This is a genomic window from Siccibacter colletis (assembly GCF_025914095.1).
Classification (GTDB): domain Bacteria; phylum Pseudomonadota; class Gammaproteobacteria; order Enterobacterales; family Enterobacteriaceae; genus Siccibacter; species Siccibacter colletis.
Window position 1 is genome coordinate 731,641 of sequence record NZ_CP074352.1, and the last position, 16,351, is coordinate 747,991.

General features: G+C 55.8%; 11 protein-coding genes. 8 read left to right on the forward strand and 3 right to left on the reverse strand.

Translation table 11 applies throughout. The features are described 5' to 3' along the window. The first annotated feature begins 531 nt into the window (after positions 1–531). The 7 genes from pdhR to yacL all read left to right on the forward strand — a co-directional run bounded on the left by pdhR (position 532) and on the right by yacL (position 12,317). Positions 532–1,296 (forward strand): pyruvate dehydrogenase complex transcriptional repressor PdhR, encoded by a 765-nt coding sequence (gene pdhR, locus KFZ77_RS03615; RefSeq protein WP_031518530.1) that lies wholly within the window; start codon positions 532–534, stop codon positions 1,294–1,296. 154 nt (positions 1,297–1,450) lie between these two features. Beyond that, complete coding sequence (gene aceE / locus KFZ77_RS03620; RefSeq protein WP_031518528.1) at positions 1,451–4,114, forward strand: pyruvate dehydrogenase (acetyl-transferring), homodimeric type; 2,664 nt, start codon at positions 1,451–1,453, stop codon at positions 4,112–4,114. A 14-nt stretch (positions 4,115–4,128) separates the two neighbouring features. After that, entirely contained in the window at positions 4,129–6,024 is a 1,896-nt protein-coding gene (gene aceF, locus KFZ77_RS03625; RefSeq protein WP_031518526.1) for a pyruvate dehydrogenase complex dihydrolipoyllysine-residue acetyltransferase, read from the forward strand. A gap of 226 nt (positions 6,025–6,250) precedes the next feature. Continuing rightward, entirely contained in the window at positions 6,251–7,675 is a 1,425-nt protein-coding gene (gene lpdA, locus KFZ77_RS03630; RefSeq protein ID WP_031518524.1) for a dihydrolipoyl dehydrogenase, read from the forward strand. Between the two features lie 332 nt (positions 7,676–8,007). Beyond that, the gene (gene traT / locus KFZ77_RS03635; protein ID WP_031518523.1) at positions 8,008–8,739 is read left to right on the forward strand and encodes a conjugal transfer complement resistance protein TraT; all 732 of its coding nucleotides are present in this window, start codon (positions 8,008–8,010) and stop codon (positions 8,737–8,739) included. A gap of 473 nt (positions 8,740–9,212) precedes the next feature. Continuing rightward, a complete protein-coding gene (gene acnB / locus KFZ77_RS03640) occupies positions 9,213–11,810 on the forward strand; it encodes a bifunctional aconitate hydratase 2/2-methylisocitrate dehydratase (RefSeq protein ID WP_264385464.1) in 2,598 nt (865 codons plus the stop codon). 144 nt (positions 11,811–11,954) lie between these two features. After that, complete coding sequence (gene yacL / locus KFZ77_RS03645; protein ID WP_264385465.1) at positions 11,955–12,317, forward strand: protein YacL; 363 nt, start codon at positions 11,955–11,957, stop codon at positions 12,315–12,317. A 26-nt stretch (positions 12,318–12,343) separates the two neighbouring features. Here yacL and speD read toward each other — a convergent pair whose 3' ends face one another. From speD to KFZ77_RS03660, 3 genes are all read right to left on the reverse strand, one after another. After that, positions 12,344–13,138 carry an adenosylmethionine decarboxylase gene (speD, locus tag KFZ77_RS03650; protein ID WP_264385466.1) on the reverse strand — a complete coding sequence of 265 codons (795 nt, stop codon included), beginning with the start codon at positions 13,136–13,138 and terminating at the stop codon, positions 12,344–12,346. Positions 13,139–13,152: 14 nt separating this feature from the next. Further along, entirely contained in the window at positions 13,153–14,019 is an 867-nt protein-coding gene (gene speE, locus KFZ77_RS03655) for a polyamine aminopropyltransferase (RefSeq protein WP_031518515.1), read from the reverse strand. Between the two features lie 111 nt (positions 14,020–14,130). Further along, positions 14,131–14,478, reverse strand: a complete 348-nt coding sequence (locus tag KFZ77_RS03660) for a YacC family pilotin-like protein (protein WP_264385467.1) — start codon at positions 14,476–14,478, stop codon at positions 14,131–14,133. Positions 14,479–14,621: 143 nt separating this feature from the next. Between KFZ77_RS03660 and cueO the strand changes: the two genes are divergently transcribed. Then, entirely contained in the window at positions 14,622–16,172 is a 1,551-nt protein-coding gene (cueO, locus tag KFZ77_RS03665; protein ID WP_264385468.1) for a multicopper oxidase CueO, read from the forward strand. Positions 16,173–16,351 lie beyond the last annotated feature (179 nt).

Below are 16,351 nucleotides of genomic sequence, written 5' to 3' on the forward strand. Positions count from 1 at the left end.
CGTGTGTGGTTAAAACGTCTGTGCCCAGGTGATTACACTGTACATAGCAAAATCCGGACCGTGTAATTATATGTTTACGGTTAATGATTCGGAATTTTGGGTCGAAGTCTACCGTCCCGGCAAGAATAGTGATAAGCGCCAGCGAATGCACCTGCTTTGTGAAGGGAAAGTGACGAGGTGAATAAAAAGAAACCATTTGTAAATCGCTTCGCTTACGCCTTCTACCCCTGACGGGTTTCAATTTACGCAATGCGTATGCATTTATATGCATATTTTAAACTGATGAAACGGTTCAGGATGAGAGGCGTGGCGTTTCAGGAAAGTTAAAATTACTTCTTTGTGAGTAAAGGGCGTTTTTGTGCAAGGTTACATATTTGAAACGCCATTTCTGGAATGTTGTTAAAATGTGTATGGTTTCCTGATTTCAATCAAACCACGATAGACAGAAGGTGAATACTTTGTTACTTTAGCGTCATGAAGATAAAATTGGTATGACCAATTTACTCCGGGCGATGGCAGAGACAGGGAACAATGGCCTACAGCAAAATCCGCCAACCTAAACTATCTGATGTGATTGAGCAGCAGCTGGAGTTTCTGATTCTTGAGGGGACACTGCGCCCCGGCGAAAAACTCCCACCTGAACGCGAACTTGCAAAGCAATTCGACGTTTCCCGTCCCTCACTGCGCGAGGCGATCCAACGCCTTGAAGCAAAGGGTTTGCTGCTTCGTCGCCAGGGCGGCGGTACCTTTGTCCAGAACACGCTGTGGCAGAGCTTCAGCGATCCGCTGGTAGAACTCCTGTCAGACCATCCCGAATCCCAGTTTGATTTGCTTGAGACGCGCCATGCGCTGGAAGGCATTGCCGCCTACTATGCCGCGCTGCGCAGCACCGAAGAAGATCGGGAGCGCATCCGCGAACTGCATCAAGCGATTGAACGGGCGCAAGAGTCCGGGGACCTGGACGCTGAGTCAGACGCCGTAGTGCAATATCAAATTGCTGTCACCGAAGCGGCACACAATGTCGTGCTGCTGCATTTACTACGCTGTATGGAACCCATGCTGGCGCAGAATGTCAGACAGAACTTTGAACTGCTCTACGCTCGCCGGGAAATGCTGCCGATGGTAAGCAGCCATCGCACCCGTATTTTCGAGGCGATCATGGCACGGGAGCCGGAGCAGGCGCGTGAGGCATCGCACCGTCATCTGGCGTTCATTGAAGAGATTTTGCTGGACCGCAGTCGTGAGCAGAGCCGTCGTGAACGCTCGCTGCGCCGGTTTGAGCAACGCAAGAATTAGTATTTTTCCGGTGTCTTACCGGAAGATTTGTACCATAAGCGCCATCATGCGCGGCAACTAAACCCAGAACCTGTCTTATTGCGTTTTGGTCGTCAGAACGCAATGGGACAGGTTCCAGATAAATCAACGTATTAGATAGATAAGGAATACCCCCATGTCAGAACGTTTACACAATGACGTGGATCCGATCGAAACTCGCGACTGGCTACAGGCGATCGAATCGGTAATCCGTGAAGAAGGTGTTGAGCGCGCTCAGTATCTGATCGATCAGTTACTTTCAGAAGCCCGCAAAGGCGGCGTGAAAGTAGCGGCTGGTGCAGGTGCTGGCAACTACGTCAACACTATTGCCGTTGAAGATGAGCCGGAATACCCTGGCAATCTGGACCTTGAGCGTCGAATTCGTTCTGCTATCCGTTGGAACGCCATCATGACCGTGCTGCGTGCGTCTAAAAAAGACCTCGAGCTGGGCGGCCACATGGCATCTTTCCAGTCTTCAGCAACTATCTACGAAGTGTGCTTCAACCACTTCTTCCGCGCTCGCAACGACAAAGATGGCGGCGATCTGGTGTACTTCCAGGGCCACATCTCTCCGGGCGTGTACGCGCGTGCCTTCCTTGAAGGTCGCCTGACCGAAGAGCAGATGAACAACTTCCGTCAGGAAGTTCACGGCAACGGTCTGTCCTCTTACCCGCACCCGAAACTGATGCCGGAATTCTGGCAGTTCCCGACCGTATCTATGGGTCTTGGCCCGATCGGCGCTATCTATCAGGCTAAATTCCTGAAGTACCTGGAACACCGCGGTCTGAAAGACACCTCCGCGCAGACCGTTTACGCGTTCCTGGGCGATGGCGAGATGGACGAGCCGGAATCCAAAGGTGCGATCACCATCGCCACCCGTGAAAAACTGGACAACCTGGTCTTCGTCATCAACTGCAACCTGCAGCGTCTGGACGGCCCGGTAACCGGTAACGGCAAAATCATCAACGAACTGGAAGGCATCTTCTCCGGTGCTGGCTGGAACGTTATCAAGGTGATGTGGGGCTCCCGTTGGGACGAGCTGCTGCGTAAAGACACCAGCGGTAAGCTGATTCAGCTGATGAACGAAACCGTTGACGGTGACTACCAGACCTTCAAATCCAAAAACGGCGCCTACGTGCGTGAGCACTTCTTCGGTAAATACCCGGAGACGGCGGCCCTGGTTGCTGACTGGTCTGACGATGAGATCTGGGCGCTGAACCGTGGCGGTCACGATCCGAAGAAAATCTACGCTGCATTCAAAAAAGCGCAGGAAACCAAAGGCAAAGCGACCGTTATCCTTGCTCACACCGTTAAAGGTTATGGCATGGGCGACACCGCCGAAGGTAAGAACATCGCTCACCAGGTGAAGAAAATGAACATGGATGGCGTACGCTACATCCGCGATCGTTTCAACGTACCGGTAGCTGATGCTGACGTGGAAAAACTGCCGTACATCACCTTCCCGGAAGGCAGCGAAGAGCACAAATACCTGCACGAACGTCGTCAGGCGCTGCACGGCTACCTGCCGTCTCGTCAGCCGAACTTCTCCGAGAAGCTGGAACTCCCTGCGCTGTCTGACTTCAGCTCCCTGCTGGAAGAGCAGAACAAAGAGATCTCCACCACTATCGCTTTCGTGCGTGCTCTGAACGTGATGCTGAAAAACCAGTCCATCAAGGATCGTCTGGTTCCGATCATCGCTGACGAAGCGCGTACCTTTGGTATGGAAGGTCTGTTCCGTCAGATTGGTATTTACAGCCCGAACGGCCAGCAGTACACCCCGCAGGACCGTGAGCAGGTTGCATACTACAAAGAAGACGAGAAAGGCCAGATCCTGCAGGAAGGCATCAACGAGCTGGGCGCAGGTTCTTCCTGGCTGGCGGCGGCGACCTCCTACAGCACCAACAACCTGCCGATGATCCCGTTCTACATCTACTACTCCATGTTCGGGTTCCAGCGTATCGGCGACCTGTGCTGGGCAGCGGGCGATCAGCAAGCGCGTGGCTTCCTGATCGGCGGTACCTCCGGTCGTACCACCCTGAACGGTGAAGGTCTGCAGCACGAAGATGGTCACAGCCACATTCAGTCTCTGACTATCCCGAACTGTATCTCTTACGACCCGGCTTACGCCTACGAAGTCGCTGTGATCATGCACGACGGTCTGGAGCGTATGTACGGTGAGAAACAAGAGAACGTTTACTACTACATCACCACGCTGAACGAAAACTACCACATGCCGGCTATGCCGCAGGGTGCAGAGGAAGGTATCCGTAAAGGTATCTACAAACTCGAAACCGTTGAAGGTAGCAAAGGTAAAGTTCAGCTGCTGGGCTCCGGTTCTATCCTGCGTCACGTACGTGAAGCAGCGCAGATCCTGGCGAAAGACTACGGCGTGGGCTCTGATGTGTTCAGCGTTACCTCCTTCACCGAACTGGCCCGTGACGGTCAGGACTGTGAGCGCTGGAACATGCTGCACCCGGCCGACGAGCCGCGTGTACCGTACGTTGCCCAGGTTCTGAGCGACGCACCGGCAGTGGCTTCCACTGACTATATGAAACTGTTCGCTGAGCAGATCCGTAACTTCATCCCGGCAAGCGATTACCGCGTACTGGGTACTGACGGTTTCGGTCGCTCTGACAGCCGCGAAAACCTGCGTCACCACTTCGAAGTTGACGCGTCTTACGTGGTTGTAGCAGCGCTGGGCGAACTGGCTAAACGTGGTGAAATCGATAAGAAAGTGGTAGCGGAAGCCATCACCAAATTCAATATCGATGCAGATAAAGTCAACCCGCGTCTGGCATAAGAGGTAAAGAGATAATGGCTATCGAAATCAATGTACCGGACATCGGGTCTGATGAAGTAGAGATCACCGAGATCCTGGTAAAAGTGGGCGACAAGGTTGAAGCTGAACAGTCGCTGATCACCGTAGAAGGCGACAAAGCCTCTATGGAAGTTCCGTCTCCGCAGGCTGGCGTCGTAAAAGAGATCAAAGTCTCTGTCGGCGACAAAACCGAGACCGGCAAACTGATCATGATTTTCGATTCCGCCGACGGTGCAGCTGACGCTGCACCTGCTCAGGCAGAAGAGAAGAAAGAAGCCGCTCCGGCAGCAGCACCTGCAGCCGCGGCAGCAAAAGACGTTAACGTACCGGACATCGGCGGCGACGAAGTTGAAGTCACCGAGATCATGGTTAAGGTTGGCGACAAAGTTGAAGCCGAACAGTCTCTGATCACCGTAGAGGGCGACAAAGCTTCTATGGAAGTTCCGGCACCGTTCGCAGGTACCGTTAAAGAGATCAAAATCAGCACCGGCGACAAAGTGTCCACCGGCTCTCTGATCATGGTCTTCGACGTGGAAGGCGCTGCACCGGCTGCTTCTGACGCGAAACCGCAGGTTACCGAGCAGGCGGCTTCCGCCCCGGCAGCCGCGGCTGGCGCGAAAGACGTCAACGTACCGGACATCGGCGGTGACGAAGTTGAAGTTACCGAAGTGATGGTCAAAGTGGGCGACAAAGTTGCCGCTGAGCAGTCACTGATCACCGTAGAAGGCGACAAAGCCTCTATGGAAGTTCCGGCACCGTTCGCAGGTACCGTTAAAGAGATCAAAATCAGCACCGGCGACAAAGTGTCCACCGGCTCTCTGATCATGGTCTTCGAAGTGGAAGGCGCGGCACCAGCTGCGGCTCCGGCTAAGCAGGAAGCTGCTGCCCCGGCTCCGGCGGCGAAAGCTGAGAAACCGGCTGCTGCCCCGGCGAAAGCGGAAGGCAAATCTGAGTTTGCTGAAAACGACGCTTACGTTCACGCAACCCCGCTGATCCGCCGCCTGGCGCGCGAGTTCGGCGTAAACCTGGCGAAAGTGAAAGGCACCGGTCGTAAAGGCCGCATCCTGCGCGAAGACGTTCAGGCTTATGTGAAAGACGCGGTGAAACGCGCTGAGTCTGCGCCTGCTGCTGCCACCGGCGGCGGTATCCCGGGCATGCTGCCGTGGCCGAAAGTCGACTTCAGCAAGTTCGGCGAAATCGAAGAAGTGGAACTGGGCCGCATCCAGAAAATCTCTGGTGCTAACCTGAGCCGTAACTGGGTGATGATCCCGCACGTTACCCACTTCGACAAAACCGATATCACCGATCTGGAAGCGTTCCGTAAACAGCAGAACGCCGAAGCTGAGAAACGTAAGCTGGACGTGAAATTCACGCCGGTGGTCTTCATCATGAAAGCCGTTGCCGCTGCCCTTGAGCAGATGCCGCGCTTCAACAGCTCCCTGTCCGAAGATGGCCAGAAGCTGACGCTGAAGAAATACATCAACATCGGTGTTGCGGTAGATACCCCGAATGGTCTGGTGGTTCCGGTCTTCAAAGACGTGAACAAGAAGAGCATCACCGAGCTGTCTCGCGAGCTGACGACCATCTCCAAAAAAGCGCGTGACGGTAAGCTGACCGCTGGCGAAATGCAGGGCGGTTGCTTCACCATCTCCAGCATCGGCGGCCTGGGTACTACCCACTTCGCGCCGATTGTTAACGCGCCGGAAGTGGCCATCCTCGGTGTCTCCAAGTCTGCAATGGAGCCGGTGTGGAATGGTAAAGAGTTTGTGCCGCGTCTGATGATGCCAATCTCTCTCTCCTTCGACCACCGCGTGATCGACGGTGCTGATGGTGCGCGTTTCATCACCATCATTAACAACACACTGTCTGACATTCGCCGTCTGGTGATGTAAGCGAAAAAGCCGGCCCGACGGCCGGCTTTTTTCTGATAATCTTCTGGCGGAACGCCGGATTATCAGGTGCGAAAACAGGATTCGTTTGCCGTTTGTTGTTTCAAAATTGTTAACAATTTTGTAAGATGCGGACGGATAGAACGTCCCGGTGGATGAAGGACGTTAATAAAAATATCCTCAAAAGAGGGTAGCGTCAGACCCGCCGGATAAAAATTAAGAGGTCATGATGAGTACTGAAATCAAAACTCAGGTCGTGGTACTTGGGGCAGGCCCGGCAGGCTACTCTGCGGCCTTCCGTTGCGCTGATTTGGGTCTGGAAACCGTAATCGTTGAACGTTACAACACCCTCGGTGGTGTTTGCCTTAACGTCGGCTGTATCCCATCAAAAGCGCTGCTGCACGTAGCGAAAGTTATCGAAGAAGCCAAAGCGCTGGCGACTCACGGTATTGTTTTCGGCGAGCCGAAGACCGATATCGACAAGATTCGTACCTGGAAAGAAAAAGTTATCACTCAGCTGACCGGCGGTCTCGCTGGCATGGCCAAAGGCCGTAAAGTGAAAGTGGTAAACGGTCTGGGTAAATTCACCGGGGCTAACACCCTGGAAGTGGAAGGCGAGAACGGCAAAACCGTGATCAACTTCGACAACGCTATTATCGCAGCGGGCTCCCGCCCGATCGAACTGCCGTTCATTCCGCATGAAGATCCGCGCGTGTGGGACTCCACCGATGCGCTGGAGCTGAAATCCGTACCGAAGCGTATGCTGGTTATGGGTGGCGGTATCATCGGCCTCGAAATGGGTACCGTATACCATGCGCTGGGTTCAGACATTGACGTGGTTGAGATGTTCGACCAGGTTATCCCGGCTGCTGACAAAGACGTCGTTAAAGTCTTCACCAAGCGTATCAGCAACAAGTTCAACCTGATGCTGGAAACCAAAGTGACCGCGGTTGAAGCGAAAGAAGACGGTATCTACGTCACCATGGAAGGCAAAAAAGCCCCTGCGGAACCGCAGCGCTATGATGCCGTACTGGTTGCCATCGGTCGCGTGCCGAACGGTAAAAACCTCGACGCCGGTAAAGCGGGCGTGGAAGTGGATGACCGTGGCTTTATCCGCGTTGACAAACAGCTGCGCACCAACGTGCCGCACATCTACGCTATCGGCGATATCGTCGGTCAGCCGATGCTGGCGCACAAAGGCGTGCACGAAGGTCACGTTGCTGCGGAAGTTATCGCCGGCATGAAGCACTACTTCGACCCGAAAGTGATCCCGTCAATCGCTTACACCGAGCCAGAAGTGGCATGGGTAGGTGTGACCGAGAAAGAAGCGAAAGAGAAAGGCATCAGCTACGAAACTGCCACCTTCCCGTGGGCAGCGTCTGGCCGTGCTATCGCTTCTGACTGTGCAGACGGCATGACCAAACTGATCTTCGACAAAGAAACCCACCGTGTTATCGGCGGCGCGATTGTCGGCACCAACGGCGGCGAGCTGCTGGGTGAGATCGGTCTGGCAATCGAGATGGGCTGTGACGCTGAAGACATCGCGCTCACCATCCACGCGCACCCGACGCTGCATGAGTCCGTGGGCCTCGCAGCCGAAGTGTTCGAAGGTAGCATCACAGACCTGCCGAACCCGAAAGCGAAGAAAAAATAATCTCTGCTTTTGCAAAAAACGCCTCTCCGGAGGCGTTTTTTTATGCCTGCCTACCATTTTTAGTAGGTATCTGATTGATTTATCGATTAAATATCCCTCCATCTCTGCCGATACTCTCTTTATAATGTTGCAACTTTCATCAGGAACGCACGGTTCGCTTTCCCTGTGATGAGGGTGTTATGGATAGATGGTATTTGCCGGACAGGGAGTGTTTTCATTGTTCTGCCTGCTGTGACCTTTTTCCTCGCTGCCTTCATCCTTCAGCCTCTGCGGCTTTCCTGGCTTATTCCCTTCGTTACTCTGGGATTTTTGTACGTTAAAAAGGAAGAAACATGTCTTTGAAAAAACTGGCAGTTGTAGGCCTGGTCATGGCGACCGTGGCGCTTTCAGGCTGTGGCGCGATGAGCACGGCAATCAAGAAACGTAATCTGGAAGTGAAAACCCAGATGAGCCAGACCATCTGGCTGGAGCCTTCCAGCGAAAAAACGGTCTACATCCAGGTTAAAAACACGTCTGACAAAGACATGAGCAACCTGCAGACGCTGATTGCCAACGATCTGATTGCCAAGGGCTACAAGGTTTCCAGCTCTCCGGATACCGCGTACTACTGGGTGCAGGCTAACGTGCTGAAAGCCGATAAAATGGATCTGCGTGATGCGCAGGGCTTCCTGAGCAGCGGTTATGAAGGCGCTGTCGCCGGCGCGGCGCTGGGTGCAGGCATCACTGCCTACAACAGCAACTCCGGCGGTGCAGCTCTGGGCGTTGGCCTGGCAGCGGGCCTGATCGGTATGGCGGCAGATGCAATGGTGGAAGATGTGAACTTCACCATGATCACCGATCTGCAGATCTCCGAGCGCAGCAAAGCGAAAGTCACCACCGATAACATCGCTGCACTGCGTCAGGGTACGTCCGGTATCAAACTGCAGACCAGCACGTCTGAAGGCGATCGCGCTAAATACCAGACTCGCGTAGTATCCAACGCCAACAAAGTTAACCTGAAGTTCGAAGAGGCGAAGCCGGTTCTGGAAGCACAGCTGGCCAAGTCTGTTGCTAACATCCTGTAATCACTGCTAAAGATGTAAAAGGCCGCCCCCTGGGGCGGCCAGTAGATCAATGCTCACCTTTGCGCCAATCCCACCGTTTTTACGTCTCGCCAGCAACCCCGATGTAAATTCTGAAAGCGGTACGCAAAATAGCCAGGCATGCTTGCGCGTGCTGAAAAGCGGTGGCAATATCAGCGGCGTATCTTACTTGCCACAATACCTGTCTGACGGTGCCTGCTACCACCCAGGACAACAACGAAACCGCCGCTGGCGGTTTTTTTGTGCCCAAAAATGACCTTATGAACTGTGTTATTCGCTGCTTAACGATTCAGCAAGTATTTAATGTTGCTTTTTTGTAAACAGATTAACACTCCCACAAAATCCTGCTATGCTGCCCGTCGCGGTACCGGGCATATACCCTACAAACTGCTGTCTCACAGGAGCGTGAAGAGAACGCCTGCCGCACTATGACAATGAGAGCGAGGAGAACCGTCGTGCTAGTAGAATACCGTAAGCACGTAGCTGAGCGTGCCGCCGAGGGGATTGTGCCAAAACCCTTAGATGCAACCCAAATGGCCGCACTCGTCGAGCTGCTAAAAAGCCCGCCCGCTGGCGAAGAAGAATTTCTGATAGATCTGCTTACCAACCGTGTACCCCCAGGCGTAGATGAAGCCGCGTATGTTAAAGCCGGTTTCCTGGCCGCCATCGCCAAAGGCGAAGCGACATCCCCGCTGGTTACCCCTGAAAAAGCGATTGAACTGCTCGGCACCATGCAGGGTGGCTACAATATCCATCCGCTGATCGAGGCGCTGGATAACGACGCGCTGGCACCGATTGCCGCGAAAGCGCTGTCCCATACGCTGCTGATGTTCGATAACTTCTACGACGTCGAAGAGAAAGCAAAAGCCGGTAATACCTGGGCGCAAAAGGTGATGCAGTCCTGGGCTGACGCGGAGTGGTTCCTGAGCCGCCCATCGCTGCCTGAGAAAATCACCGTTACCGTTTTCAAAGTCACCGGCGAAACCAACACCGATGACCTCTCCCCGGCTCCGGACGCCTGGTCGCGCCCGGATATCCCGCTGCACGCTCTGGCGATGCTGAAAAACGCCCGTGAAGGCATCGAGCCGGATCAGCCAGGTGTGGTTGGCCCGATCAAACAGATCGAAGCGCTGAATCAGAAAGGGTTCCCGCTGGCTTACGTCGGCGACGTGGTGGGCACCGGTTCTTCCCGTAAATCTGCAACCAACTCGGTGCTGTGGTTTATGGGCGATGACATTCCGTACGTACCGAACAAGCGCGGCGGTGGTCTGGTGCTGGGCGGCAAAATTGCGCCTATCTTCTTTAACACCATGGAAGATGCCGGCGCGCTGCCGATCGAAGTTGACGTGAACAACCTGAACATGGGCGACGTGATTGACGTCTACCCGTTCAAAGGCGAAGTGCGCAACCACGAAACCGGCGAGCTGCTGGCCAGCTTCGAGCTGAAAACCGATGTGCTGATTGACGAAGTGCGAGCCGGCGGTCGTATCCCGCTGATCATCGGTCGTGGCCTGACTACCCGTGCGCGTGAAGCACTGGGTCTGCCGCACAGCGATATTTTCCGTCACGCGAAAGATGTGGCGGAGAGCAGCCGCGGCTTCTCGCTGGCGCAGAAAATGGTGGGCCGCGCCTGTGGCGTCACCGGCGTTCGTCCAGGGGCGTACTGCGAGCCGAAGATGACCTCCGTGGGTTCGCAGGACACCACCGGGCCGATGACCCGTGACGAGCTGAAAGACCTGGCGTGCCTGGGCTTCTCGTCTGACCTGGTGATGCAGTCCTTCTGCCACACCGCCGCCTATCCGAAGCCGGTGGACGTCACCACGCACCACACGCTGCCGGACTTCATCATGAACCGCGGCGGCGTGTCGCTGCGTCCGGGCGACGGCGTTATTCACTCCTGGCTGAACCGCATGCTGCTGCCGGACACCGTCGGCACCGGCGGTGACTCCCACACCCGTTTCCCGATCGGTATCTCCTTCCCGGCGGGCTCTGGTCTGGTGGCCTTTGCTGCTGCCACCGGCGTAATGCCGCTGGATATGCCGGAATCCGTGCTGGTGCGCTTCAAAGGCAAAATGCAGCCGGGCATTACCCTGCGCGATCTGGTTCACGCCATTCCTTTGTACGCCATCAAGCAGGGCTTGCTGACCGTCGAGAAGAAAGGGAAGAAAAACATCTTCTCTGGCCGCATCCTGGAAATCGAAGGTCTGCCGGATCTGAAAGTCGAGCAGGCGTTTGAGCTGACCGATGCTTCCGCCGAGCGTTCAGCGGCCGGTTGCACCATCAAGCTCAACCAGGAACCGATTATCGAGTACCTGACTTCCAACATCGTGCTGCTGAAGTGGATGATTGCGGAAGGCTACGGCGATCGCCGTACGCTGGAGCGCCGTATCCAGGGCATGGAGAAATGGCTGGCGGATCCGCAGCTGCTCGAAGCCGATGCTGACGCCGAGTACGCGGCGGTGATCGACATCGATCTGGCCGATATCAAAGAGCCAATCCTGTGTGCACCGAACGATCCGGACGATGCGCGCCTGCTCTCTGATGTGCAGGGCGACACCATTGACGAAGTGTTTATCGGTTCGTGCATGACCAACATCGGTCACTTCCGCGCGGCGGGTAAACTGCTGGATACCCATAAGGGCCAGCTGCCGACCCGCTTGTGGGTCGCGCCGCCAACCCGTATGGACGCCGCGCAGCTGACCGAAGAGGGCTACTACAGCGTCTTCGGTAAGAGCGGGGCGCGTATCGAGATCCCTGGCTGCTCGCTGTGCATGGGTAACCAGGCGCGCGTGGCAGACGGTGCGACGGTGGTGTCCACCTCAACCCGTAACTTCCCGAACCGTCTCGGTACCGGAGCGAACGTCTATCTGGCCTCGGCGGAACTGGCTGCGGTTGCGGCGCTGATCGGCAAACTGCCGACGCCGGAGGAGTACCAGACCTTCGTGGCGCAGGTCGACAAGACGGCGGTGGATACCTATCGCTATCTGAACTTCGACCAGCTCTCTCAGTACACCGAGAAAGCGGACGGTGTGATCTTCCAGACTGCCGTTTAATAACCGCTACAGGGGCCGCGTGCCCAACAAAAACCCACTGCTCCTGCGGTGGGTTTTTTTATTTTCACTCCTTTCACCGCTCATGCTTTTTTTCTTCCCTGCTGCTGCGATAATTAGCGTAATGGCTTTGCAGAGGAAACCACGATGGATTACGAATTTTTGCGCGACATCACCGGCGTGGTGAAGGTACGCATGTCAATGGGCCACGAAGCGGTCGGCCACTGGCTTAATGAAGAAGTGAAGGGCGATATGGCACTGCTGGATGAGGTTGAGCAGGCGGCCAGTGAAACCAAAGGCAGCGAGCGTCAGTGGCAGCGCGCCGGGCATGAATATACTCTGTGGCTGGACGGCGAAGAGGTGATTATCCGCGCCAATCAGCTGGAGTTTGCCGGCGACGAGATGGAAGAGGGCATGAGCTACTACGATGAAGAGAGCCTGTGCTTCTGCGGCGTTGAGGATTTCCTGCAGGTCATCCATGCCTATCGCGACTTTATGAATCAGCGTTAACGAAGCGTCCCTGCCTCGCGTGCGGCTTATACGGCGGGAATATTGCGGCCGTAGTAAATTTCGCGCATCTCTTTCCAGAGCAGATCGGTAATGGTTTTGCGTTCCTGCTCTGTCAGATCTTCTGGTCTGGTGTGGAACATGTAGTGCTTAAGATCGAACTCCTTAAGCAGCATTTTGGTGTGGAAAATATTTTCCTGATAAACGTTCACATCCACCATGTCGTACAGCGCTTTCATGTCATCGGACATGAAGTTCTGAATCGAATTGATTTCGTGGTCGATAAAGTGCTTCATGCCGTTCACGTCGCGGGTAAAGCCGCGCACGCGGTAATCGACGGTCACGATATCCGATTCCAGCTGGTGAATTAGGTAATTCAGCGCCTTAAGGGGCGAGATCACGCCGCAGGTTGAGACTTCGATATCGGCGCGGAAGGTGCACAGCCCGCCTTCCGGGTGGCTCTCCGGATAGGTATGCACGCAGATGTGGCTCTTATCAAGGTGCGCGACCACCGCTTCAGGCAGCGGGCCAGGATGCTCGGTTTTATCGATCAGCAGCGGATCGACCGGCTCTTCGCTCACCAGAATGGTGACGCTGGCGCCCTGGGGTTCATAGTCCTGACGCGCAATGTTCAGGATATTCGCACCGATGATGGAACAGGTCTCTGACAGGATCTCGGTCAGACGGTTGGCGTTGTATAGTTCGTCGATATAAGCGATGTATCCATCGCGCTCTTCCGCCGTCTTGGCGTAGCAAATATCGTAAATACAAAAACTCAGGCTTTTGGTCAGGTTGTTGAAGCCATGCAGTTTGAGTTTTTTCAATTTCGTTCACCCCCTTAGGATGGCTGACGGTCCAGCGCATCGTGTAAATATTGCGGCAGAGCAAATGCTGCCGTATGAATGGCCGGATTGTAGTATCGGCACTGGATACCGCTGGCGGCAAAGCGCGCCTGGATAATTTCGCTGGAGTGATGGCGCAGAATATCGTTGTCCGTCGCCCAGGCGAAGGTCATGATGCCGCCGTAATAGGTCGGGATCGCCGCCTGATAGAAGTTTACATCGGCAAAGTAGTGGCTCAGCTTGCGGTGGCTGTCGAGGGCTTCATCCTGTTGCAGGAAGCAGACGCCGTTCTGCGCCACGAAAATGCCACCCGGGTTCAGGCAGCGTTTGCAGCCTTCGTAAAATGCGGAGGTGAACAGGCTCTCGCCCGGCCCGATCGGGTCGGTGCAATCGGAGATGATCACGTCAAACGTTTGCGTCGTCTGGTTAACAAAATTGACGCCATCGTCAATCACCAGCGTGAAGCGCGGATCGTCGTAGCTGCCGGCGTTATGGTTCGGCAAATACTGGCGACAGAAGGAGACGACGCCCGCATCGATTTCAACCATGGTAATGGTTTCGACGTTTTTATGGCGGCACACTTCGCGCAGCATCGCCCCGTCACCACCGCCGATGATCAGCACGTGCTTCGCGTGGCCGTGCGCCAGCAGCGGGACGTGGGTCATCATTTCGTGATAGATAAACTCATCGCGTTCGGTGGTCTGCACCACGCCATCCAGCGCCATCACCCGGCCAAAGGCCGCGTTTTCGAAAATGATCAGATCCTGATGATCGGTCTTTTCGTGATAGAGCACGTTGTCGACGGCAAAGTACTGACCAAACTGATCGTGCAGCGTTTCGTGCCACATTTTTTTATCGGTCACTGGTAGATACCTCTTATTAACACCCGTAAAAAGGGCGCAACATCATAGCTAACAATGACCGTGGATGCACGGTCATGGCTTTGGGGACTGGCGGGATTGACGTTACTTTACTTACTTCACGTAAGCGAGAAGACTCAGCGAGTCGCGGGCAAGGGCTTTGCATTTTTTCGCGGTAGGAATAGCGATGCCGCTGAGATCGCGGTAGCTGTCTTCCCCAAGCGCCTTCATATTGAAGCTGTCGTAATTACTGAGATCCCACTGATTCTGCTGGGCGAAAAACACCAGCGCGCGACGTATCTGGCCATTGGGCAAATTCTGGTAGCCGCAGTCATTTTTTAAAAACACAAACACCGCAGTGAGATCGGCCATGTCTTCGGCTTCCGATTCACTCAGCGCGAAGCTGCTGGCAGACCAGGCAAGCAGGCTCGATAAACACATTAGCTGTAAAAACTTCTTCATCACGTCTACCGGAAAACAATCGAAATTAAACGTTAGCATACCGGGATTATTTCGACGATCTTTATTATCGGCTACCCGCTTGACCTTCCCGCAGGGGGAGGGTTTATGCTCGGGGCATGCTTGCTGAGAATAAGGAAATGAACATGCATCGCCGCGACTTTCTGAAATATTCCGCTGCGCTGAGTGCGCTTGGGGCATTGCCGCTCTGGAGCCGCAGTGCGTTTGCCGCTGAGCGCCCCTCGTTGCCGATCCCGCCGCTGCTGGAGCCGGACGCGCGCAGCCACATCATGCTGACGCTGACCCAGGGCCAGAGCACCTTTGCCGGGAAAACGGCGACTACCTGGGGCTATAACGGCAATCTGCTTGGCCCGGCGCTGCGTTTACGGCAGGGGAAAGCGGTGAACGTAACGCTGCGCAACCAGCTGCCGCAGGAAAGCACCGTTCACTGGCACGGACTGGAGGTGCCGGGTAGCGTGGACGGCGGGCCGCAGGGCGTAATCGCGCCGGGCGCATCGCGCAGCGTCACCTTCACGCCGGAACAGCGGGCGGCGACCTGCTGGTTCCATCCTCATCAGCACGGTAAAACCGGGCATCAGGTGGCTATGGGGCTGGCGGGACTGGTGCTGATTGAAGATAACGATCTGCTCAGGCTGCGCCTGCCGCAGCAGTGGGGTATCGATGACGTGCCGGTGGTGATGCAGGATAAAAAGTTCAGCGCCGATGGTGCCATTGATTATCAACTCGACGTGATGACAGCGGCGGTAGGCTGGTTTGGCGATACGCTGCTGACCAACGGGGCGATCAACCCGCAGCACGCCCCGCCGCGCGGCTGGCTGCGTCTGCGCCTGCTCAACGGCTGTAACGCCCGCTCGCTGAACATCGCTGCCAGCGATAACCGCCCGCTGTACGTGATCGCCAGCGACGGCGGCCTGCTGGCTGAGCCGGTACGCGTCACCGAGCTGCCGATGTTGATGGGCGAGCGCTTCGAAGTGCTGGTGGATACCCGGGACGGTAAGGCCTTCGACATCGTGACCCTGCCGGTAAAACAGATGGGAATGACCCTCGCGCCGTTCGATAAGCCGCATCCGGTACTGCACATCCAGCCGCTGCGTATTCCGGCGTCCGGCGTGCTGCCGGATGCGCTGGTTGACGTTCCACCTCTCCCGTCGCTGGAGGGGCTGGACGAGCGCACGCTCCAGCTCTTGATGGACCCGATGCTCGACATGATGGGGATGCAGGCGCTGGAGCAGCGCTACGGCAAGCAGGCGCTGGCGGGCATATCGCATCACGGCATGGGGCACGGCGGGATGAACCACGGCGACATGGACCACGGCAGCCACGGCTTCAATTTCCATCATGCCAACCGGATCAACGGCAACGCGTTTGATATGACGAAACCGGCATTCAACGTGGCGAAGGGGCAGTACGAGCGCTGGGTGATTTCCGGCGAAGGCGACATGATGCTGCACCCGTTCCATATTCATGGCACCCAGTTCCGCATTCTGTCGGAGAACGGCAAGCCGCCAGCGGCGCATCGCGCCGGCTGGAAGGATACGGTCTGGGTGGAGAACGCCCGCAGCGAAGTGCTGGTGCGCTTCGATCACGCGGCGGCGGCGAGTGAAGCCTATATGGCGCACTGCCATCTGCTGGAGCACGAGGATACCGGCATGATGCTCGGGTTTACCGTGGCGTGATGTCTGTGCTCAGGGGCGGGTAGCGGGTGCGCATGGCATACCGCCCTGGGGTATCTTCCACGCTCTCGCAGGGCGGGTAAGCCGCGCGCACCCGCCGGTTTTCACTCTCCGCTACGCTCCACTATTCCCTTAGCCCGCTAATCAAGCACGAATCGCTAACTTCCCGCATCGATTTCATT

Coding starts and splice junctions, on each gene's coding strand:
- traT (WP_031518523.1), top strand. CDS start 8,008: ATGTCTTTGAAAAAACTGGCAGTTGTAGGCCTGGTCATGGCGACCGTG.
- aceF (WP_031518526.1), top strand. CDS start 4,129: ATGGCTATCGAAATCAATGTACCGGACATCGGGTCTGATGAAGTAGAG.
- pdhR (WP_031518530.1), top strand. CDS start 532: ATGGCCTACAGCAAAATCCGCCAACCTAAACTATCTGATGTGATTGAG.
- yacL (WP_264385465.1), top strand. CDS start 11,955: ATGGATTACGAATTTTTGCGCGACATCACCGGCGTGGTGAAGGTACGC.
- aceE (WP_031518528.1), top strand. CDS start 1,451: ATGTCAGAACGTTTACACAATGACGTGGATCCGATCGAAACTCGCGAC.
- cueO (WP_264385468.1), top strand. CDS start 14,622: ATGCATCGCCGCGACTTTCTGAAATATTCCGCTGCGCTGAGTGCGCTT.
- KFZ77_RS03660 (WP_264385467.1), bottom strand. CDS start 14,478: ATGAAGAAGTTTTTACAGCTAATGTGTTTATCGAGCCTGCTTGCCTGG.
- lpdA (WP_031518524.1), top strand. CDS start 6,251: ATGAGTACTGAAATCAAAACTCAGGTCGTGGTACTTGGGGCAGGCCCG.